Raw genomic sequence first — 22,715 nt, 5'->3', positions numbered from 1 at the left:
CCTATTTTTTTAAAGCTTCAAGACGCGCTTTTGCGTCACTGTTTTGTGGATCATGATTGAGAACCGTTTCGTACCAATAAATGGCCGTTTCTTTATCTGCACTAAAGCAGCCTTGTGTTGACGCGGTTTCTGGATCGTATTCACGAGCGTAATTTAGTGCGATCTCAACATCACCTGATTGTGCTTTATAAGCATATAAACGCTGAGCAACATCACATTGATTGTTCTGTTTTGCGAGTGAGATCGTTGCAAGGATAGTTTTGCTATCTGGTTGGCTCTGTATGCAACTTTGTACAAAGGTTAATGCGGTACCCGATTTCATGTTTTCAACACTGCAGACACTAGGTGTTGTGGGTTCTGGTGTTGGCTGTGGCGCAGGCTCGCCAGCAGGATTACCCCTTAGTAAGAAGAACCACGTTAAGATACCCGCTAAAATTAAGATCAAAATAATCGCGAAAATTAAGCCGATTTTTGATTTTTTCGGTGCCGGTGGTATTGGACGCTGTGGCGGTTCATCTACTTTGATTTCAGGGATAATAGGCTCTGGCTCAGGTATTTTGAGTGGTTCAGGTTCTGGTGCGGGGGATGTTTCAGCAATGGGCGCAGGCGGAACAGGCTGATTATCTAATGTAGCCGTTGATTTTAATGCTTCACTTTGACCTTGAGCTTGTGAGGCTAATACACCATCACGAATGCGTAATCGCCCGATATCTTGTGTTTCATTATCATCTTTTAACGTAAATTGATACGCCATTTGTAAGTTGCTAACGAGGGGATCAACCAACGTTTTATCAAGAACGATTTGATAACCGTCATCAGCATCTTCAAGAGACAGCTGGTGGAAAAAGGCATTACCTACCCATTCCCCTTTATCATTTAAGAAATAGCGATCTTGGTTACGCTGAATGCTTAAATAAACAGGGGAAGCGTCACCTTCCCAATTACGAATACTTAATACCGCAAAGCCGGGACGAGCTGGTTGTACGGGTTTTAATTCTGGAATAAACACGAATTATGACTCCACGACGGATGATTTCATTGTGTGAATGATTTGGCCTAATAGTGCGTTTTGTTCAGCACTGATCTCTCTGCCCGCAGAATGCCCCGCATTCTCAGTAATAACTGCTGATAAAGCGATAAGCCAATCAATCACAAATAAAAGGGTATAGTTAACGGGGTTGGTAGGTAAGCGGACTAAACGCTCATCCTCACCCCATTGCACGCTAGTGTTATCCGGTTTTTCAAAGATTTTATGACCGACATTAATTTTGCTATCAGGCTTCTCAACACCGTCATCTTTGAAGTTGAACCAAGTAATAAAATCACCCAATACATTATAAACACGAGATGATTGCTGTTCAGCTAAGTCATCACGACGGGCAATGGCTTCAGTCCCGGCAAGCGTTTTCAACATGCGTTGTTCAACACCAAGGCGATTAATCGCTGTGATAAGCTCATCCACTAATAGCACCATAATTTCTTGGTCAATGCCTAAATAGGTTAACAACGTACTGTTATCAGGTAGGCTACGCAGATGATTTATCCATAAGGCCATCACTTTTTTAGGATAGGTAACCTCGTTGCCGTGACCTTTAGGGGCTTTATCTTCTTCTGGCTCTAGCGAAATTGGCGCATCGCTAAAGAGATCGAAAGTTGGTTGCTCCATCGCTGCAAAGGCCGAAATTGGAGCCTGAGTCACTTTTTTGTTCTCTGAAAGCGTATCGATAACCTCTTTTTCCTGCATATACAGGTCGTAGAGTGATTTACGAGAAGGCAGAAGATAATCTAGCAAGGCACCTTGTAGATAAGGGCGACTTTGCATAAAGCGTAAAATAGTGGTGGCATTACGACGTTTGATTTGGAGCTCTTCTTCACCACCTGATTGATACCATTTTTCAAGATGATGACCGATTAAATCACGTTGAATTTCTTGCAATTGCTCGCTGATACGTTCAAGTTTTAGTGATTTTAATGCAACCGTTTCAAGGTAATCGGCAAGGCGTTGCATACCCCCATCGTTGAGCGACAACATGGCATCCCATGCTTGGTCAGGCTCACGAATATAGCGTTGGACAGTTTCGTCTTCAGCAAAGGTTTTTTTCATCAGATGTAATTGTGAAACGCTGTCCTCATTGAGCACACTCTCTTTGCCATTACTGATTTGAATAAACGGAGTAGGCATACCCGGTTTACGCACCAAGAAGGTGTTATTAAAGGCATTTCCATTCATCCAATCTGACATCCAAGGGTATTGACCAAAGCGCTCTAACATCGCCATTTTGATCATGCCCCCTTTACCCCATGATTGGCGTAATAACGCTTCATTCATGGTTAAAGCGTTGTTAATACGTGTATCAAACATGGTCATTGCCCAAATTAAACCAGAAGGGCGTTTGGCACGAGTTTGAGCATCTTTACCTTGGGTATTATGTATCCACTCTGTGAGTACACCACCGACCTCTTTGACGTCAGACTGTTTATTAGACGCAGTACACACCACCAACACATTCATCTCTTGGTTATCGGTATAACGCTCAAACAGATAGGCAACTTTACCTCGTAAAATAAGCTGAGCCAGTGGATTTGCACTGTCATTATTTACCTGACGACGAACATCATCCATAGTTTCAACCCCTAAACGTCCGCGATAACCCGGAAAATCGAGCAATTCAACGTGTTCAAACAAGGCTTTACTTGGTGCATCTAATAACGGGACAACGAGTTCAACGGTCAGCGCAGTTAACTCTGCTAACGAAAGGGTAACAGGGGCATCAATACGATCACCATGAACAGGGCAAATGTTGATCTGGCTATCATTGGCAGTATTAAGACGCTCTAACATATCCACGTTCATAATACTGTCTTCTTGTACTAACACGCCGTCTTGCTCTTTGACTAAAGAAGAGAGCGGAGCCAAAACAAGAGATGCATGACCTAAAGTAGCCAGTGTGGTGCTAAAACGCTGATAAGCGGATGTCAGCTCTGCAATATCGCCCCATAAAACAGAAAAGAGTTTAGCGCGTTGCGCAATGCTGAGATAAGGCGCTAACTCAATCGCTTTAGGCCAATAGGATGTCGCCAATTTTTTTTGGCTTTTTTCCGCATGGCGTTGAAGATAATCCCACAATGAAACAACATCATCATGAGTAATACCCGCAACAGGTGTCGCACTGCGTTGTGTGCTTAATGAATTGATTAAACGAGAAACTTTCTCGTCATCTAATTCAAAATCAATTTTTTCCTGATTAAAGTCATACAGGTAAGCATTGGCGAGAATTTTAACGATCTCAATTTCGCTGAAAAGATGCAGTTCGACAGGAAACGCTTGTGTACCTTTTGTGGCGTTGCGACTAAAGCGAGTGACTAAGCCAGTGGCTTCTTTACCGCTACCCGGTGGGTTGATATGGTCGATAAAATCAAGCGTTTTACCTGACATACGGGTTCTTAGGCGCCCCTCTTGCCCAGCAGCAAGCGCTGAAATCAGGTATGATTTTCCTGCCTGTGATAGCCCAAAAAAGCCCACAGACATTGGACGTTGTGTCGCTAAACTGAGGTTTTTCGCCATATTCCGGCTACGGCGCAGACGATAGATAAGGCTATCTGCTTCTGTATTTAAACGAGGCGCATTACCTCTTACCGCACTTATCCAATCAATGGCTTTGCCTGCACCTTGATAAATGGCATCCCATTTGGCTGTTAACTGTTTTTCATCCATCATATTCATTTACCTAATACACTCCCGCTATCCAGCCAATAGGATGTTTCACCAATACCACTATCTGCTAACGTATTGAGTTTGAAGCTTAAACCGTTTTTATTAACGCCACCTTTGCCGTTAATCAGCTCCATTTCTTCAATCCGTAATTTTTCAGATTTATTGTTATCATTATGGCCAGAGGCACCTCTTTCTTCTCCAAGTTTGATATGCAATACGCTGTCTTCTTGGCTAAGTTGTTGTGCCAATTTCGGACTTTTAATGCGTAAGGTATAAAGTGGAGATGCAGGCCAACGGGCATTATCTAATTGACGGAAACCTAAGCGGATCCCGCCTCTGACTTCAAAATAGGTATCAGGATCAGGTTCAAATTTATCCTGAATATCACGGTAGTAGACGTCATTATCGGAAATAGTGTTGTTATTATCCAACATCCCTAAATAGCGTACTGTTGAGTAAGTTTTAAAGTTACCTGTCGAGAAGTAGAAGTTGAGCAAACGTGCATTTTCAGCCATTAAACACAACATTGCACCGACTGCCGCGGTTGATTTTGGATCGTCAATACGGCCTTTTTTGTTGAATGGATACCAGCCACCTGTTTTGTAACCGTGTAATGGCAGAATACGAGAAGGTGGTACAGGTTGTAATACTTTTAATAGTGCTTGAATACCCGGTAAACGAGAAGGGCGACCTGTCAGCAGTAAAACATCACAGGAGTAGTAATAAAGCACTTCACACAGTGCTTTTAAACTACGGGTGATATTGATACGTTCACCTGAAATAAATTCAGCGTGCAATTGCGCAAAGTTAATTTGTACAGGTACATTTAAAATAGAGAAGCTCTCGCCACCACCGAGCTCTTTATTGGTTGCATCATCAATATAACGACGTACATGCTCTGTCGGTTGAACGTTAAGTAATTCACCAAACGTACTGTTAATGCCTTCATGAGGCACTAATGGATCGTAGTTTTCGTATTGACTTAAAATCTTCAATCCAATCGGATTGAAGATTTGTAGGGTAAGCTGTTGGCGTAACACTTGTTGCCCCGCATCTAAACCTTCACTCCCAAAAAGAGAAGACATCAGAGCATCGGCATCAGAAATACCCGCATCCGTTAATGCGGTGCGTAATGCTGGCAATACACAGATTTGGATGATATCTAATAAAATATCATCACCTGCAATTTTGAATCCTTCACGAAATAACTGTGTTGGAATAATTTTGACGTTACTACCGGTACCAGTATCTAGTTTATAGCGTGTGATCACGAGATCGGTGGTTCCGCCACCAATATCAATTGAGGCAATCTTTAACGTGCTATCACCAGTTAATGCGCGATTATCTTCACGTACTTGGCTGGCAAAAAAGGCTTCAGTACGCTCACCAAATTTAATTTGTGTTTCGTTGTAGAGGTAAACTAACTGACCACAAGTGGCTTCATCCCATTTCACATGGATGTTTGGCATCGGTATACGACATTGTTCATCTTTACCATCAAAGCGCAGTTTTTCGTCAGTGGGATCCCAATTCATTGCTTTCCAAATTAGCCCTAATGCGTTTTCCATGCACGTTTCAAAAATGGCGCGCTCTGGTTTTGGCATCGCAGGTGGAATAGTTAAAATGATATTGCGCAGTTGACGAGGCGCGCTTGCATGACTCATTTTAAGGCGTTGAGCTGGGCTGTTCATTTGTGTTAATGCCTGCGCTAACACTTCGGTTAACATCATGGTCATTAATGAACTGCGGGTATAGTTTGGTGTAAATACCGGCATGCGATCATCCGGCTCTAAACGAAATAATGGTTCACCATGATCGTTTAGAAGGTATGTCATAGGAACAGCAGTCGCTAGTGGCTCTCTGTCTGTTTGACCAAAAGAGCGGCTAAAGCGCCAACCTGGAGAATATGGCGAATCATCCCATAAATAGCGTTTAGGGCTTGAAATACCTGTTGAACCTTCAGTACCTAAGCGTTGTGCCGCCATGCGATTGGCTTCTGGGCCAACGCGACCAATAGTGGGCCACATAAAGGCATTGTTGCGACCACTATTAACTGAAAAATCTTGTTTACCAAATTCAGCTTGCGCAAATTCAATACGGCTTTCAAATGGTTCGTTATAGATTTGATAAGGGTGGCTTAAATCACGCAGCGTCATTTCATAGAGTTGCGTTAACCCTTTGTTATCATTGATATGATCTTCAATTAAGATCCCACAGGTGCGTGAGTTACCCACATCAAGAATAAGGTCAACTTCAATTGCAGGCTCTTGTGGTTTGGTTTCGTTAATTTTGATCTCAGGTAAGCGTAGTTTCTCACCTAATATATTAAGTAAATTGAGATAATGTGCCTGATGTTGAAACTCTTTAAGCGCCTCATCCAGTTCATCATGGTACATTTTGGTTACAGTCAGCGCTCTTTCGCTAAAGACTTCTTTTAACCAACCATCAATCCATGGTGTCTCAAGAAAGTTTTCAACTTCATAGCCCAAGTAGGCCAACGCAAAAGCAACACCAGAACGTACATCTTCTTCGTTTGGTGCCAGATAAGCGGTATTAGTGCGATTTGGCTCTATTCGAGTATCAAATGCCACAACAACGCGGTGTGTATGCCCATCTTCATCTGGCTCTGGCAATTGATGGAACATCATTCTTACCCAGTTATCAGGGCCTTGAGAGAATGCACGTGGTGGATTAAAACGGAAAAATGGCACTGGTAACCATGTGTCATTTAATAGCGTTAATGACTCTTCAAGGGAGAAACTAAATTCAGCTTCTCTCGGTATTTGAGGCTGATTTTTAGGTGCAGGATAGAGGTAGTTATCGTCTCGTTCATTATAGATGAGTCGCATTAACGGGCCGTTTTCGCCTTTTTTAACAAACTCACCATATTCTTTGCGCTGTGGTAGCGTAAAACCAAAATCCAGAAACTGAATACTACTATCACGGATAAGGGTGATTTTATCTTTATAATCGGTCAGTGGCGCTAACATGAATTAGTTATTCTCCCGCTTCATTGATAATGGGAATGGCTGACTGTTTTCATATTTCCCTTGGCAATCAGCAATATTTTGGCTTCCAGGTTGGCAAATAATATTTGGCATCAAATAGTTTGAACCATCACTACATAGAGCCTGACCTTGGTTATTAATATTCAGTCCGCCTTGATTAACGGCTGCATTGACAGGGGCTTTACAGGTTACGCCATCACTGCGTGTCATCACGACTTGTCCTTTACCGTTATCGATTTGGTAATTTAGGCTCAGTGGTTTACCCGTTTTTTGATCTTGAATACCTGCGCCCGCTTTCCATTGACCATTGAGAAATTGTGTTGAGCCATTGGCTAACGCATTGGCCGGAATAGTGAGTGGTGTCGTGTTATCTGCGGTTGCTGGCGGTGTGACATCGGGTGGGGCATTGGGATCAACCGAAGGGTTAGGAAGAGGGCTTTCATTCCCTGTATTTGGGTTATTATCTGTTTTGGGTTGCTCATTTTGCGCTGTGGGGTCAACCGGAGGAATATTGGGTTGTTGCGCATCGCTAGGCAGGTTTCCTTCAGGTAATGTACCTTGGTTACTGTCTGTTTGAGGATCAACCACAGGTAAACCCGTATTAGGATCAACTACCGTGCCGTTACCACCAGTGCCATTAATCACATTTCCATTCGCATCTACAGTACCTACATTCGCATCTACAGTACCTAATGTACCTGTGTGAACAGTGCCTGTTGGCACACCGACGGTGTGCCCATTTGCTACTACTGTGGGAACTTTTGGCTTCTCAAGTGTAGGATCTGGCAATTTAGGCGCTTCAATATTTGGCGTTTTAATATCGACCGTAGGTAACGCTGGCGTTGAGAAACAGCCTCTTAAGAAGAAAATAGCGAGTAGAAGTAGTAATAAAGGTAACAACCACCATAAGAAACGCCACCAAGGGCGCTTAGTGTCAGTAATGATAACGTTTTCTTGTGCTGGTGGAACCACGGTTGATGTAGGTATAATTGGCGCAACAGCTGGCTTTAAGCAAGCAACTGGGTCAACTCTAAGTTGCTGATTGGCGCTAACAAAGCCCCAAAAGGTAATAATCGGTTGTCCATCAACAATAAAAATATGGTTTTCGTCAGGAAATTGAATGGTTTTACTGAGTAGCGCGCCAAAAAGCTGACTTTCTTTATTTCCAGTCTTTTGCTGCTCTTGTTCACTAAAGGCGATTAAATCATCTTGATTCTTTTTCAGTAGGGCATAAGCGGCGGTGCGCTCTTCCTCTGAAGCTGCAGACCAAGGAATCACCGAGCCATCAATCGGTGAATACCAGTCAATGCGTTCGCCAGTTTCATTTGGCTGAGGAATGGCAAGGCATTGAGAAATATGAGCCTTTCCTCTTAAACGCAGAGTTTCACGTAGCTGCAGTGCAGAGATATAAACAGCCTGTCCATTTTCTCCCATAGGGAGGTAATTTTCTAATTTACCACTTCGTAAGAATGCTTTATTCACGACGATCATTCCGCTAGGCAAGATTATCTATGGGTAAGTTGGCTTATCCGTAAATAGGCTTTAAGGCTAAAAATAAAGATATAAATTTGGTATACATTTTATATTATCAGAAATTAGGTGTCTATCTAGCGGATTATTTGGGGTTAATTAACTGATTATTATTAAAGACTTTTTTATTTTTCTTGTGTGAAAGAGGGAATATTGAGATAGCGATTATGATAATTAAATAGTGGTAATACAGTTTACGCGCTATTTTCTTAAATATATGGATAAAACTACCAATATATTGGTTTTTACATTAAAAAATAATGGAGTAGAAGGGAAAAAAGACGAAATATAAAAGAACAAACTATTAATGATCATCAAATCATTGTGATAATAATCACAAAATAGGTTTATTCTGAATAACGAAAGGATCAGAAAAGAAAAAAACATAATTAAAGAATGGTCTGAAATCGATAAGATATAGAGATTGCTAACTTCAATATAATAATAGAATACACGCGATACGTGAAAAAGTTCACCCTCAATGTAAAACCAAAGAGGGTGAATTAAATATTAGAAATAGTAATTAATCATTATTTACAGTTCTTCGGAATATAATCTTCAATCGCTTTTCGAGTCATTAAACTGACTTCATTCGCATTACGCGCAGTGAATACTTTTCCTCCCGTTGCTTGCGCAACGCAGTTACCTGCACCTGTTCCTAAGATATCGACAACATTAATAACAGCGCGAGGATGAGCGCGTTTTAAGGTTCTAGCTGCGGCACATGGGTCTTGATCGCAAGACTCTAAACCGTCTGATAACAACACAATGATGGTGTCGCGATTATTGCCTTTAATTAAATTACCTGCACGTTTAATAGACTCGGCTAATGGTGTGCCACTATCGGGCTCAATGCGCTTAATGTAACTGAGTAATTTTGATCGCTCATTACCCCCATAAGCAGGGCTTGATTTCACAACACCACAATCAGATGCCACAACGGTGGTAATTTTCATATCTGACGGAATGTTATTAATGATTTTTATTGCTGCATTTCTTGCTGTTGTGATCCGTCGAGGTTCTGCATCATAACCGGGGAAAAGTTGTCCAGTTGAAGCAATATAGTCTAAATCACTTTCTGTTAAATTCATGTTTAGTGCCATAGAGCCTGATGCATCAAAGATAAGGATCACTTGAGGGGCAAGTTCCGCTGGGCGATCTGCTGGGCACATTTGTTTAATTTTGTTTGCTAAGCGATTTTCACAAGTCGTATTTGCTGTTTTCTCTGTTACACCTGCTTGTTTCAATTCATCTTGCACACAAGCTTCTAGTGGTGTGAGTTTTTTCACGGGAACAGGCTTGGGCGCAGGTGCAGGCACTGGAGCGGGTTCTGGTTCGGGAGTAGGCTCAGGTACAGGTTCTGGGACGGGGTCAGGGATCGGCTCTGGTTTTGGTGGCATGACAACGGCGGGTTTCTCTTCAATGACAGGAGGAACCGCTTTAGGATCAAAACAGCCTTTCAACCAAGATGCGAGTAAGATTAAAAACAGCAAGAATAGAAACAGTAATAACCAACGTAGCCAGCGATTGCGTGTTTGGGCGGGTACATCAGCAAGTGCGGCACCTGCAGCCGCAGCACTTGCACCTGCGGTGACTTGTGCAATAGGAGGTGGCAGGGGCGTTGTACGTGGCCACCATGTGATAACGGGCTGCCCATTAATAATATAGACACTATCGCTATCAGGTAGTGTTGATGCGGTATCTAAAAGATGGCGCTCTTCATCTGTAATGCGATTTTGCGATGCTAATAACGCCGTTTGCGTTTTAATATCGTTAAGGCGTTCATCTAAAATACGTCTTATTTCTTGTTGCTCTTCTCCTTGTAGTGAGGTTAAAGCGACAGGATGACCAGAAACAGGAGAATACCATTCAATCACGTTATCCGATTTTTTTTCTGGAGTAGCAAATAGAGAATGATACTTCGTCGGAAAGTGTTGAGTTAGCAATTGAAGTAATTGCTGTTGATGCGTTAAGGCAAAATCGGCGCGGGCAATATCAGCCGTTAATCGTGAGATTCGATTCATATTTTAGAAAGCCTTATGTGACGGCTATATTCGTTTAAAGAAATTTAAGATAGCAATATTATTGACTATAACGGTTTTATAAAAAAGGTGGAATTAAAGCGCCCACTTTTTTTAATACAAGGTAAATTTTATTTTTATTTCTAAATTCGCTCAATTTGTTTCTCTATTTTAACAGCGGAAATAATTCATTTGCTTATTTATCTTCACCCCCATTAGGATGCACATTTATAGTTACAGATGAAGATCGCAAATTAACTGGTCTCCCGTATTAAGTACCGGTGAATATTGATATAGCACATAGAGCATCTTGGGGTTACAAGGTATGTTACCCACACTAAAAAATAGCCAAATCATTCGCTTTTAGGGGAATTTATTCCCCTCTTTACGTTGATATAACAGCAGGTTTCTGATGACAAATAAAATAAATAATAACCAATTACTAAATGATGTAACTCGCTACTGGAATATCAGAGCTGAAAGTTATAGTGAGTCTAATCAACAGGAATTGCTGAGCGAGAAACAACAGAAATGGCGTCATCTGTTATTAGGGCATATTAAAGAGGGTGAAACCTTAAAGGTGCTTGATATTGGAACAGGGCCCGGTTTTTTTGCCATTTTATTAGCGTTATCAGGTCATGATGTTACGGCAATTGATGCAACTGAGGGCATGTTGCTGGAAGCCAAACAAAATGCGCAAACACATAAAGCAAATATTCAATTTATTCGTGGTGATGTACACCAACTGCCTTTTGCCAGTGAGCAATTTGATTTAGTGGTTAGTCGCAATGTGACATGGAATTTAAAAGCGCCTGAAAAAGCGTATTCAGAGTGGTTTCGTGTATTAAAACCGGGTGGCAGTTTAATTAATTTTGATGCTAACTGGTATTTACATCTTTTTGATGAAAATTACTGGCAGGGTTTTGTGGCTGATAGAGAACGTTCAATTGAAAAGCAAGTTGAAGATCACTACGTCAACACAGATACCAAGGAGATGGAACGAATTGCACGCCAATTACCGTTAAGTCAAATTAAACGCCCACAATGGGATATTAATACTCTGTTAGAAGTCGGTTTTAGCCGATATATGATAGACACACGCATTGGTGATTTTGTATGGAACGAAGAAGAAAAAATCAATTATGGCTCAACACCGATGTTTATGATCCACGCACAAAAACAAAAAAATAATTAAAGGAGAATAACGTGAAGTCCTTATTTTCAGTATTTCCAACACTATTATTAACAATTACATGTGCTTTTCCTGCGTTAGCAGATAAAAGTAATAATATGTTGGATTATGCCAGCACAAAAGATATTCGTGATATTAACCCGCACCTCTACTCGGGCGAGATGGCGGCTCAAAACATGGTATTTGAATCCCTTGTATTAAATACCGAAAAAGGTGTTGCACCTTATTTAGCGGAGCGTTGGGATATTTCTCCTGATGGAAAAAGCTACACTTTCTTTTTACGTCATGATGTGACGTTTAGTGATGGTGAACCCTTTAATGCTAACGCGGTAAAATTAAATATTGAAGCTGTGTTAGACAATTATGAACGTCATGCATGGTTAGAGTTAGTCCGTCAGATTGATAACGTTGAAATTGTTGATGAATTCACTGTTAGATTAAATCTAAAAAATCCTTACTATCCAACATTAACTGAATTAGGTTTAACTCGCCCATTCCGCTTTATTTCACCGAATTCTTTTATTAATGGTAAAACCAAAATGGGTGTTGAGAACTATGTGGGTACTGGGCCTTGGGTATTAACTGAACATAAAAAAGACCAATATGCTGAGTTTAAAGTTAACCCAAATTATTGGGGAGCGAAGCCAGTATTAAATGGTGTGGTGTGGCGAGTGATCCCCGATAGACAAACCATGTTACTTTCTCTGCAAAAAGGGGATATTCAGCTTATTTTTGGTGCAGATGGTGACATGTTAGATATGGATTCATTTGAAGCTCTTATGGCATCAGATAAATTCAAAACTGAAATGAGTGCACCGATTGCTTCTCGCGCGATTGTGCTCAATAGTAGTCGTACAATGACATCCAGCCAAAAAGTTCGCCAAGCATTACAATATGCGGTTGATAAAGAAGGGATTGCACAAGGTATTTTGGCGGGTAGCGAAAAAGTCGCTGACACTTTAATGGCGCGCAGTGTGCCTTACTGTGATTTTTCTTCTCCAACTTATATTTATCGTCCAACAAAAGCGATTGAGCTATTAGAAGCCGAAGGCTGGGTATTACCAAAAGGTCAGGCGATCCGTGAAAAACACGGTGAAAAATTACAGCTATTGCTCTCTTATAATGTGAATAATGCTGTTGAGAAAGAGATAGCTGAACTTATTCAAGATGACTTTAAAAAGATTGGTGTCGGCCTAACGATTTTAGGTGAAGAGAAGCAAGCCTATTTAGATAGACAAAAAAATGGTGATTTCGATTTACAATATTCACTCTCATGGGGAACGCCTTACGATCCGGCTTCTTTTGTTTCATCATTTAGAATACCGGCTCATGCAGATTATCAAGGGCAAAAAGGATTGGCCAATAAAGCCCAATTGGATGCAATGATTAGCGAGCTATTAATTACACCTAATGAAGCGCGTCGTCAGGAACTCTATAAAGCCTTATTTACCTCATTAGCAGAGCAAGCAGTCTATATTCCGTTAACTTATTCACGTACTAAGGCTATCCATCGTAGTGAATTAGAAAATGTGGGTTTTAATCCATCTCAATATGAAATACCGTTTGAAAAGATGCGCTTTAAGCCTTAATTAATACTTCAATGAGGTTAACCCAAATAAGTGTGGCTCGTCATATCAACGCGCCACACTGATCAAATCTTATGCTACGTTATATATTCTGGAGAGTGCTGGCTATCTTTCCACTGGCACTGATAATTTCATTTATTGCCTTTATTCTGTTGGAGTTAGCGCCATCTGATCCTGCGGAAGTCGCGCTACGTGTCAATGAAATAGTGCCAACACCCGAAGCTATTGAAGGTATGCGTCATGAGTTAGGGTTAGATAAACCTTTTTTTACGCGTTATTTTTTATGGTTAATAGCGGGTTTACAACTTGATTTTGGTACTTCTTTTCTGACAAGAACCCCGGTTATTCAAGAGATGTTAAGGGCGTTACCACCAACACTTTGGCTAGCCTCAACGGCGCTATTCTTTACGATTATTCTGGCTCTCCCTTTAGCATTATGGTGTGTGGCTAAACCTCAAGGTTTTACGGATAAATGTATCCGTTTTATTGTGTTTGTTTTAACGGCTATTCCTAATTATTGGTTAGGATTATTATTAATTTGGGGTGTCGCAGTTTATTTAAATTGGTTGCCCGTTAGCGGGATGCTATCGCCTCAGTCTGTTATTTTGCCTGCTTTAGCGCTCTCTTTAGGGTATATCGGCACTTATTTACGGCTATTACGAGGGACGATGTTAAATCAATGGCATCAGCCTTATGTTTTTTATGCTAGAGCACGTGGATTACCCGATAATCTTATTTTACGTCGCCATATTTTACGTAATTCGCTGTATTCCAGTTTAACGGCATTGGGAATGAGTATTCCGAAGCTTATTGCTGGTACGGTAGTGATTGAGAATATTTTTGCTTGGCCAGGGATCGGACGACTATGTATCAGCGCTATATTTGGTCGTGATTATCCGATGATACAAGCTTATATTCTGTTGATGTCGCTGTTATTTCTCTTTTTTAATTTTCTGATGGATGTCATTCAAATGATGGCAGATCCACGGTTAAGGAGATAATGATGTGGCGTCTGTTTTGGCAACGACTCGGAAAAGATAAAAGTGCACAACTGTGTTTATTGGTGATTACGATTGTGGTTATTGCAGGAATATTTGCCCCTTGGTTGGCACCACATGATCCGACATTAACGTCGATACGTTTGAAATTTAAGCCCATGAGTTTTGATTATCCGTTGGGTACGGATAATTTAGGGCGCTGTATCTTTTCAAGGTTATTGTTTGGTATTAGAACGACGGTATTTTATGCCTTATTAGCCATGAGTGTGACATTAATGATTGGTTGGTTAATGGGCATGTTAGCCGGATTTTTCCATGGCAAGACAGATACATTAATTATGCGGTTATGTGATGTTGTTTTGTCATTTCCTGCAGAAATTATGATCTTAGCGCTAGTGGGAATAATGGGGCCGGGTATTGGTAATATCTTAATTGCCGTTATTTTGGTGAAATGGGCATGGTATGCCAGAATGATCAGAGGGGTCGTTCGCCAATATTCCCATCGTAATTACATTGCATATGCACAAGTGATTGGCGCACCTTCTAGCCATATTTTGCGCCGTCATTTATTACCTGTCACCTTTGCTGAAACTATTGTTTTAGCCTCAACAGATATTGGTAGTGTTATTTTAATGATATCTGCTCTCTCCTTTTTAGGGTTAGGTGTACAACCACCAACGCCAGAATGGGGAAATATGCTCAGTGAAGCAAAAAATGTCATGGTATTACATCCAGAGCAAATGTTACCTGCAGGTATTGCTATCACGCTTGTTGTCACCGCATTTAATTTTTGGGGGGATTTCTTACGTGATGTGTTTGATCCGGATAATCGCCAGTCAGTAGGAGAAAAACATGAACAACTTACTGACGCTTGAGCACGTTTCTATCACTCACCAAGAAAGTGGAAAAAAGCTGATTGATGATATCTCTTTTTCAATAAAGCAAGGGCGTACATTCGCGATTGTAGGAGAAAGTGGTAGTGGCAAGAGCTTGATTAGTAAAGCTATTATGGGATTACTACCTGAACAGTTAGTCATGTCAGGGGAGATTTTCTTGAATGGAAAGAAAATCAGCCATGAATCGCTTTCTCAACGTCGCGCTTTATTGGGGACATCTTTAGGTGTGATTGTGCAAAATGGCATGGGGGCCTTTGATCCTTTAATGAAAATAGGAAAGCAATTTTGCCAAACTTTAATCTACCATTTTTCCTATTCTAAAAAGCAAGCTATAGAAGAAACGGAGTTGGCATTATCTCATGTATTTCCTCATCAATTTCAATCTATTATGCAAGCATTTCCTCATCAATTAAGTGGTGGGCAATTGCAACGTGTAATGATTGCGATAGCACTTGCCTTATCACCTAAGTTATTAATTGCAGATGAACCCACAACGGCGCTTGATGCACCTCTTCGCCAAGATATATTAAAACTTCTCCAGCATGTCGTCACAACTCATCATTCAACACTGATTTTTATTTCTCATGATTTAGGGATAGTTAATGAAATGGCTGACGATATATTTGTCATGCAAAAAGGAAAAATGGTTGAATGTGGTGAGAAAGCAACCGTTTTAGCTCATCCAACGCAAGAATATACGCGTTATTTAATTAATGCACGCCGACAACTTTCATTACGCTTTGAGCAATTGATTAATAAAAAAATATACTGATATCATCATAATAAAAGAGGGGTTATGTTATTAAACGTTGAGAATATAAGTAAATATTATATTCAAAAAAATAACACACTATTCGGTGAAAAAGTGAAGGTTATCGACTCACTCTCTTTTAATATTAATTCGAGTGAAGCTTTTGGTTTAGTCGGTGAAAGTGGTAGTGGTAAAAGTACGTTAGCACGTTTGATTTGTGGATTAGAGTTACCTGATAGTGGTGTTATCTCTTTAAATAATAAGCCCGTTACAAAACGACTTCATCGCCAAGGTATAATCAGTATCGTTTTTCAAGATTATCTGACTTCTGTTAATCCGACATTAATGGTAGGCGAAATTATTGCTGAGCCGATTAAAATCATTAATCCAAGTATTAGCCATCAAGCACTGAAAACACTTATTTTTGCTTTTTTAGATAAAGTAGAATTACCTAAAAGTTGCTATACCCGTTATATATTTGAACTTTCTGGTGGTCAGGCTCAGCGGGTATGTTTATGTCGTGCATTAGCATCTTACCCAAAACTTATTGTATTAGATGAGGCGCTTAGCTCTTTAGATATTCCTACTCAAGTTCAAATATTAGATTTATTAAAACAGTTAAAAGAAGAATTTGCACTCTCTTATCTTTTTATTAGTCATGATATTCAAACGGTGGCTTATTTCTGTGATAAAGTGATGTTCTTTTTACAAGGCAAAAATATTGAATTGTGTGAGATAAATAATTTAGGCGATGTTTCTCATGATTATTCTAAAAAGCTTATTCAAGCTGTTATTTAATCAACAAGCAGTAATGCCTTTAAGCATTATTGCTTGATGAATTTAATATATTTAGAGATTATTCATTAAGTGTTCTTGAACTGCTTTTGCATCGTTTGCCGCATTGAAATCAATACCAAAATTTAGAGTGCCATCTTTGAGTTCAATACTACGCGGTGTTGCTTTAGAGCAGATAATATTCTCTATTTTTTCTTTTACCGTTTCTTGTGCTATTTGGCTGCTTTCACAAGTATTAATTACGCCTTTTAATCCTTCACTGCAATAACTATCAATACCTATTGTTTTTAAATCATCGGCAGAAAATGCAGACCAATCAAAAACCACTTTTATATTGGTATCACAGCTTTTATTTAAATCCATAACACGAGACTGAATATTCTCCTCAAATTTTTGTTGTAATTCTTTTTCAGCTAATGTCGCTGAAAAGGCAGAAGAGGTAATAAAAAGTAGAGAAAGACTAATCGCAATATTTTTCAACATAATTAAATGCTCCAAAAAAGAATATATAAATTTAAATTAACTTATTAAAAATAAAGTAATAGAGCGTTATAGCAATAGGAATATTATCGTTTTCCCGGGTTTCATTATTTTTTGAATAATATCTCTCATTATTAGTGAGATATCTTTTAATAAAAGAGAGTTTATTGTCGAGATATTACTATTTTTATAAGTGCTTTTACCTACTTTATTAATTAAATGTTCGTTAGTTTCATAACGAACATAATCGATTCAGTACCTCATCTAAATAGCGTATAAAATCAAATAAATAAATTATCAATAAAATCATGGTGTTAAATTATCGATGTAGATCTACATCACAAACCAATCTTATTGTGATTGTTTTTTCGTCATGCTCGAATTAACTTGCTAACTCGAAGTAGCAAAAATTAGCATAGCGTTAGCAAATGATGAGGGTTCGCATGGAACAACAATATTTTATTGGCGTTGATGTTGGCTCAGCCAGTGTCCGTGCAGCGGTATTTGATAGCAATGGAAAGCGTTTGGGCTTTTCTGTCCGCCCTATTGCTCAATTCCGTCCAAAAACGGATTTCGTTGAGCAATCGTCTACCGATATTTGGCAACAGGTTTGCACGACAGTAAAAGAGTCGGTGGCGTTATCTGCTATTGATCCTATCCATGTGAAATCTATTGGTTTTGATGCCACTTGTTCTTTAGTTGCTGTGGATAAGGATGGTAAAGGGCTTTCTGTTTCTCCAAGTGGTAAAGCGGAACAAGATATCATCATGTGGATGGATCACCGTGCTGTACAAGAAACGGTCACCATCAATTTGACCAATGATCCTTCACTACGATATGTCGGTGGTGAAGTGAGTATTGAAATGGAATTGCCAAAAATTCTGTGGTTAAAAAATCATTATCCAGAGCGTTATCAAAACGTATGGCGATTCTTTGATTTAGCCGACTTTTTAGTTTGGAAAGCAACATCAGGGGATGTCGCAAGTACTTGTACATTAACTTGTAAATGGAACTATTTAGCACATCAGGGGCAATTTAGTGAGAGCTTGTTAGCCGATGTAGGTTTGGATGAATTATTAGAAAAAGTACCACAAACCATTCTTGCGTTAGGCGAACAGGCCGGTTGTTTAGATGAGTCGGTTGCTGATGCGTTTGGCTTGCACACGGGTGTCATTGTTGCTTCAGGCATTATTGATGCACATGCAGGTGGTTTGGCATTAACGGCATCACAACCTGAAGGTAGTTTGGCAATTATCAGTGGTACGTCTAATTGCCACATGATAGTCAGCCAATATCCAATTATGGTTCCCGGTGTTTGGGGGCCTTATTTTGGCGCGATGTTACCAGAATTATGGCTAAACGAAGGTGGGCAAAGTGCTGCTGGTGCGTTAGTTGAATGGTCTATCCGCCGTCATGAATCATGGGCTGAATTAGAGCAAGAAGCAAAAGAAAAAGGTGTTAACTACTATGCCTTATTAAACGAAGCTGTCGCTGAATTGGAAGAGAATGAACAATATCCAACAGCTCAGTTTCATGTTTTAGCTGACCATCATGGCAATCGTTCTCCGCGCGCCAATCCTGCTGCAAAAGGTATGGTAAGCGGTTTAACGCTGGAAAGTGGTCGTGTTGCATTGGCTCGTTATTATCTTGCAACACTGCAATCTATTGCTTATGGCACACGCCATATTATCGACACACTGGAAGATGCGGGACATCAAATCAATCGCATCGTGATGTGTGGTGGTGCAACAAAGAATCCATTGTGGCTACGTGAATACGCTAATGCGACAGGCCGTGAAATTCATTTAGCGCAAGAAGAAGATGCGGTGAATTTAGGGGCTGCATTATTAGGCGCTGTAGCGTGTAAAGCCTTCGATGATTTCTCTAAAGCTGCCAGCGCAATGGTACGAGAAGGTAGCATTATCACACCAGATAGTGACACATTTGCCTTCCATCAAGCTAAATATCAAGTTTATTTGCAGATGTATCAAGATCAGCAACGTTATAACGAAATGATGTCAGATTGTTGACCTCTAATTTTTCCGATTATGAACCAAGTTTACCTCACCAGGGATATCTTATGTTGAACTTAAATCTACCAAAATTACCGACAACCATCACAGCTGGTCAGAAAGAGATCCTGATGGTCACCAACGCAGACTTACGTGAGCCTGCAAACGTAACATGCTGGCCTGTACAGAAAAAATTTGAAGATAAATTGGCCGCAGCATTAGAAGCTCAAGGTTACAAAATGAAGCGTGCTCATGAAATTAATGAAGCTCGCGGTCATGGTTTTATCAGCAGTCAGCGTGAAGGTTGCGATATGTTTGCCGCAATTGATCCTGATGCTCCGGTTATCGTGTTATTAACCGCATGGCAATATTCACACCATATTGCCTCTTCCTTGGCACACCATAGAGGCCCTATTTTACTGCTGGCTAACTTTGATGGTACATGGCCGGGTCTAGTGGGTATGTTGTGCTTAGCGGGTACGATGACTAGCTTAGGTAAAAATTATTCACGTTTATGGTCAGAAGCGTTTGATGACGAATTTTTTGTAGATGGTTTAGCAACTTGGTTAAAATATGGTTATGTAAATCATAAGCTTAGCTATCTTACAGATGTTGCGCCAACACACAGGGTAATGGCGACAGAAGCTGGCGAAGTGGGTCGTAAAGTCGGCGAATATATAATTAAAAATAAAGAAATAATTGGTTTGTTCGATACATTCTGTATGGGAATGATTAACGGGGTCTTCCCACAACAGGCAATGATCAATATTGGTATGCCTATTGAATCCCTTTCTCAATCTGCGTTATTGGTCGAAATGGCGAAAGTACCGACAGAATTAAGAGAGGCATGTTTACAGTGGTACGAAGATAACGGGATGACGTTTATGTTTGGTCAGGATGACAAAACTGAACTCACCCGTGAACAAGTGATGGAGCAGTGCGCCATGATGATTGCAATGGCGCGTTTCGTAAAACGTTTTGGTCTAACTGCGGTGGGTGTGCAATATCAGCAGGGTTTAAAAGATTGTTGCCCTGCGTCTGACTTTGCTGAAGGTGCGATTGGTTCAACCATGCGTTTCCCTCTACCAGATGAAAACGGCGAGATTATCTGCCCTAACACGCCAATTCCTTGTATCAATGAAGTGGATATGGGTACGGCTATTCCTCAAACGATGTTATGGCGTTTATTAACCTCATTAGGATTACCGGCTGAAACCACACTACATGATATTCGTTGGGGTAGTGAGTATGAAGGCACATTCTACTGGGATATGGAAATTTCGGGCTCTGTTCCTTTTGAACACCTCAAAGGCGGCTTAAAAGGTGCGACAGGTTATCGCCAGCCTCCGATGTTCTTCCCTAAAGGGGGATCAACTATCGCAGGTCAAGGTAAAGCAGGGCGTTTGTTATGGGCGCGTGCACACTATGAAGGTACAGATGTAATTATGCATATTGGTACTGGTGTAGCGGTGGAATTACCTGAAGCAGAATTTGAACGTCGTCGTAGAGCAACTAACTATGAATGGCCATTACTGAACTGTACGTTAGATGGCGTAACACGTGATGACCTTATGGCGGGACATCAAAGTAACCACATTACTGTGGCTTATGTTGATGAAGATAAATTGGCGTTTGTGCTAAAAGCATTTGTTGCTCAAGCATTGACTCAAGGTATCCAAGTGAAAGTGGCAGGTGATGCCATTAACTTACTGTAAGGAATTGATGATGAGTCAGCAAAAATACGTCGGTGTTTGGCCTGTTATGTTAACCCCTTTTGATGCCAAAGGGGAGATTGATTGGGCGTCATTAGAGCGTCTTGTAGATTGGTATATCGATTCCGGTGTACATGGTCTATTTGCCGCTTGCCAATCAAGCGAAATGTTCTATTTAAGTGATGAGGAGACTCAAGCACTTACCCGTTTTATCGTTGAGAAAGCAGATGGAAGAGTACCTGTAGTTGCTTCTGGTCATACTGCAACCGCATTAAGTCAGCAAAAAGAACAATTGCAGGCAATGGCGGGTACAGGCGTCGATGGCGTCATTATGATTAGTAATCGCTTGGCTCTAGTCGGTGAGTCAGATGATAAAGCGCTGGAAACACTGCAAGTCTTAACCAATGTGGTACCAAAAGAGATTGATTTGGGTATCTATGAATGCCCTTATCCTTACAAGCGCTTGTTATCTGAAGAGATTGTAGAGTGGTGTGCACAAAGCAATCGCTTTACTTTTATCAAAGATACGTGCTGTTCTCTTCCGATGATAGAACGTCGTTTGGCATTATCAAAAGGAACTCGCTTGCATCTTGCAAACGCCAACAGTCAAACGCTATTAGCTTCATTCCAAGCAGGATGTCAGGCATATAGCGGTGTTATGGCAAATTTCCATCCAGAGCTTTATGTTTGGCTTTATGAGAATTGGAAAGATAAACCAGAACAGGCTGCGGTGTTAGCGGATTATTTATCAACAGCAGCGATGACCGAAACACTGGATTATCCAGCATGCGCTAAATATTATCAGCGCCTGATTGGTAACTTCAGCACACTGGTCTGCCGTTCCCGTAACAGCAGTCAGTTTGAAAACTCATTTTTCCCTTCTGCCGTCAATAGCATGACTGCATTGGGTGAGAATATGAAGAAGTGGCTTTCGTTAGATTAATTTAGGACACAGGAGTAGGAATATGCCTTTCGTGATGAAGGAAACCCAGTTTGTGCTTGATAATGCACATTCACTTTTTAATCACTGCCATGCTTCAACGATTGTGCGTGTGCCTAACTCTGAGCGTTTGTTAACCGCTTTTTTCGCTGGTGATAAAGAAGGTAGCGGTAATACCGCTATCTGGCTAGTGATGAAAGAGGGTGATCATTGGCAACACGCTCAACCTGTTGTTAAAAATCCGGGTGTTGCGCACTGGAATCCAGTTTTACATGTTGACCCATCAACAGGTAATATCTGGCTGTTTTATAAAACGGGTCCCGATGTACATAGTTGGACGACCCAATACGTTATCTCGAAGGATGGCGGAAATAGCTGGAGTTTACCGAGTGAATTGGTTTCTGGTGATGTTACACCTAGAGGTCCTGTGAAAAATAAAGTGTTAGTGATGTCGAACGGCGAGTGGTTGGCACCAGGATCGGTTGAGGATGACCAATTCTGGGATGCGTTTGTTGATATTTCGAGTGACAACGGTCAACACTGGTTGCGAGTAGATATTCCAATTGAACATCATAAAGGTGAACAGGCGGAACATGAAATCTGGCAAGGTTTAAAGGACGATGCCTTATGGGAGACTGATCTACAACGCGTTTTTCAATGGGATGGCGTGATACAGCCAACACTATGGGAATCCCAGCCTGGGCATGTGCATGCCATGATGCGGAGTACGCGCGGTACTATTTATCGTAGCGATTCAACGGATTATGGGCGCAATTGGTGTCCGGCTTATGCAACAATATTACCAAATAATAATAGCGGCATTGATGTCGTCTCCTTCGCAGATGGTCAACTGGCATTGGTATATAACCCGAATTCAGGTAACTGGAGCCGTCGTTATCCTATCTCTGTCAGTCTTTCATCCGATAATGGCAGTACTTGGTCTGAACCATTCGATTTACTCGATGGGGAAGGCGAATTTTCATATCCGGCTATTATTGCTGAAAACAATACCCTGCACGTGACCTTTACTTGGAATCGAAAAAACATTGTTTATCAGCAGTTAATGGCTACTCAATAAA

Annotated in this window: 16 protein-coding genes; 10 read left to right on the top strand and 6 right to left on the bottom strand. The window is 40.7% G+C overall.

Annotated features, from left to right (window positions below; translation table 11 throughout):
* Nucleotide 1: 1 nt before the first annotated feature.
* The 5 genes from DK858_RS01760 to DK858_RS01740 all read right to left on the bottom strand — a co-directional run bounded on the left by DK858_RS01760 (nt 2) and on the right by DK858_RS01740 (nt 10,277).
* A complete protein-coding gene (locus tag DK858_RS01760; protein WP_109395960.1) occupies nt 2–1,009 on the bottom strand; it encodes a hypothetical protein in 1,008 nt (335 codons plus the stop codon).
* Nucleotides 1,010–1,012: 3 nt separating this feature from the next.
* Nucleotides 1,013–3,724, bottom strand: coding sequence for a putative virulence factor (locus DK858_RS01755; RefSeq protein WP_109395959.1), 2,712 nt, complete (start codon nt 3,722–3,724; stop codon nt 1,013–1,015).
* The gene (locus tag DK858_RS01750) at nt 3,721–6,705 is read right to left on the bottom strand and encodes a virulence factor SrfB (RefSeq protein WP_109395958.1); all 2,985 of its coding nucleotides are present in this window, start codon (nt 6,703–6,705) and stop codon (nt 3,721–3,723) included. Before DK858_RS01750 ends, DK858_RS01755 begins: the two co-directional genes overlap by 4 nt.
* Before the next feature lie 3 nt (nt 6,706–6,708).
* Nucleotides 6,709–8,205, bottom strand: coding sequence for an SrfA family protein (locus DK858_RS01745; protein WP_109395957.1), 1,497 nt, complete (start codon nt 8,203–8,205; stop codon nt 6,709–6,711).
* Between the two features lie 578 nt (nt 8,206–8,783).
* On the bottom strand, nt 8,784–10,277 hold the full coding sequence (locus DK858_RS01740) for a vWA domain-containing protein (RefSeq protein WP_109395956.1): 1,494 nt from the start codon (nt 10,275–10,277) through the stop codon (nt 8,784–8,786).
* 409 nt (nt 10,278–10,686) lie between these two features.
* Here DK858_RS01740 and DK858_RS01735 point away from each other — a divergent pair, with 409 nt between their 5' ends.
* The 6 genes from DK858_RS01735 (at nt 10,687) to DK858_RS01710 (ending at nt 16,495) form a co-directional block, all read left to right on the top strand.
* Nucleotides 10,687–11,469: a class I SAM-dependent methyltransferase gene (locus DK858_RS01735; RefSeq protein ID WP_109395955.1), complete on the top strand. Its 783-nt coding sequence runs from the start codon at nt 10,687–10,689 to the stop codon at nt 11,467–11,469.
* 11 nt (nt 11,470–11,480) lie between these two features.
* Entirely contained in the window at nt 11,481–13,055 is a 1,575-nt protein-coding gene (gene nikA / locus DK858_RS01730) for a nickel ABC transporter substrate-binding protein (RefSeq protein WP_109395954.1), read from the top strand.
* Between the two features lie 71 nt (nt 13,056–13,126).
* Nucleotides 13,127–14,053, top strand: a complete 927-nt coding sequence (gene opp1B, locus DK858_RS01725; RefSeq protein WP_109395953.1) for a nickel/cobalt ABC transporter permease — start codon at nt 13,127–13,129, stop codon at nt 14,051–14,053.
* A 2-nt stretch (nt 14,054–14,055) separates the two neighbouring features.
* Entirely contained in the window at nt 14,056–14,925 is an 870-nt protein-coding gene (gene opp1C, locus DK858_RS01720) for a nickel/cobalt ABC transporter permease (protein ID WP_109395952.1), read from the top strand.
* Nucleotides 14,903–15,718, top strand: coding sequence for an ABC transporter ATP-binding protein (locus DK858_RS01715; RefSeq protein WP_109395951.1), 816 nt, complete (start codon nt 14,903–14,905; stop codon nt 15,716–15,718). The genes opp1C and DK858_RS01715 overlap by 23 nt, the downstream gene beginning before the upstream one ends.
* A gap of 24 nt (nt 15,719–15,742) precedes the next feature.
* A complete protein-coding gene (locus DK858_RS01710; protein WP_109395950.1) occupies nt 15,743–16,495 on the top strand; it encodes an ABC transporter ATP-binding protein in 753 nt (250 codons plus the stop codon).
* A 51-nt stretch (nt 16,496–16,546) separates the two neighbouring features.
* On the opposite strand, the gene DK858_RS01705 is transcribed toward DK858_RS01710, so the two are convergent.
* Nucleotides 16,547–16,975, bottom strand: a complete 429-nt coding sequence (locus DK858_RS01705) for a hypothetical protein (protein ID WP_109395949.1) — start codon at nt 16,973–16,975, stop codon at nt 16,547–16,549.
* Nucleotides 16,976–17,415: 440 nt separating this feature from the next.
* Between DK858_RS01705 and DK858_RS01700 the strand changes: the two genes are divergently transcribed.
* From DK858_RS01700 to DK858_RS01685, 4 genes are read left to right on the top strand one after another with little or no spacing between them, the layout of a single operon-like run.
* Nucleotides 17,416–19,002: an FGGY-family carbohydrate kinase gene (locus tag DK858_RS01700; protein WP_109395948.1), complete on the top strand. Its 1,587-nt coding sequence runs from the start codon at nt 17,416–17,418 to the stop codon at nt 19,000–19,002.
* Nucleotides 19,003–19,052: 50 nt separating this feature from the next.
* Nucleotides 19,053–20,699, top strand: coding sequence for a signal transduction protein (locus tag DK858_RS01695; protein ID WP_109395947.1), 1,647 nt, complete (start codon nt 19,053–19,055; stop codon nt 20,697–20,699).
* Nucleotides 20,700–20,709: 10 nt separating this feature from the next.
* Nucleotides 20,710–21,639 (top strand): dihydrodipicolinate synthase family protein, encoded by a 930-nt coding sequence (locus DK858_RS01690; RefSeq protein WP_109395946.1) that lies wholly within the window; start codon nt 20,710–20,712, stop codon nt 21,637–21,639.
* Nucleotides 21,640–21,661: 22 nt separating this feature from the next.
* Nucleotides 21,662–22,714 (top strand): sialidase family protein, encoded by a 1,053-nt coding sequence (locus DK858_RS01685; RefSeq protein WP_109395945.1) that lies wholly within the window; start codon nt 21,662–21,664, stop codon nt 22,712–22,714.
* The last annotated feature ends 1 nt before the right edge of the window (nt 22,715 follow it).

The sequence above is a fragment of the Proteus faecis genome, from assembly GCF_003144395.1.
Taxonomy (GTDB): domain Bacteria; phylum Pseudomonadota; class Gammaproteobacteria; order Enterobacterales; family Enterobacteriaceae; genus Proteus; species Proteus faecis.
The sequence above is the reverse complement of the archived record's forward strand: the minus strand, read 5'-3'. Positions and strand labels throughout refer to the sequence as shown.

Coding starts and splice junctions, on each gene's coding strand:
- DK858_RS01695 (WP_109395947.1), top strand. CDS start 19,053: ATGTTGAACTTAAATCTACCAAAATTACCGACAACCATCACAGCTGGT.
- DK858_RS01755 (WP_109395959.1), bottom strand. CDS start 3,724: ATGAATATGATGGATGAAAAACAGTTAACAGCCAAATGGGATGCCATT.
- DK858_RS01690 (WP_109395946.1), top strand. CDS start 20,710: ATGAGTCAGCAAAAATACGTCGGTGTTTGGCCTGTTATGTTAACCCCT.
- DK858_RS01715 (WP_109395951.1), top strand. CDS start 14,903: ATGAACAACTTACTGACGCTTGAGCACGTTTCTATCACTCACCAAGAA.
- DK858_RS01705 (WP_109395949.1), bottom strand. CDS start 16,975: ATGTTGAAAAATATTGCGATTAGTCTTTCTCTACTTTTTATTACCTCT.
- DK858_RS01750 (WP_109395958.1), bottom strand. CDS start 6,705: ATGTTAGCGCCACTGACCGATTATAAAGATAAAATCACCCTTATCCGT.
- DK858_RS01685 (WP_109395945.1), top strand. CDS start 21,662: ATGCCTTTCGTGATGAAGGAAACCCAGTTTGTGCTTGATAATGCACAT.
- opp1B (WP_109395953.1), top strand. CDS start 13,127: ATGCTACGTTATATATTCTGGAGAGTGCTGGCTATCTTTCCACTGGCA.
- DK858_RS01735 (WP_109395955.1), top strand. CDS start 10,687: ATGACAAATAAAATAAATAATAACCAATTACTAAATGATGTAACTCGC.
- DK858_RS01710 (WP_109395950.1), top strand. CDS start 15,743: ATGTTATTAAACGTTGAGAATATAAGTAAATATTATATTCAAAAAAAT.
- opp1C (WP_109395952.1), top strand. CDS start 14,056: ATGTGGCGTCTGTTTTGGCAACGACTCGGAAAAGATAAAAGTGCACAA.
- DK858_RS01700 (WP_109395948.1), top strand. CDS start 17,416: ATGGAACAACAATATTTTATTGGCGTTGATGTTGGCTCAGCCAGTGTC.
- DK858_RS01740 (WP_109395956.1), bottom strand. CDS start 10,277: ATGAATCGAATCTCACGATTAACGGCTGATATTGCCCGCGCCGATTTT.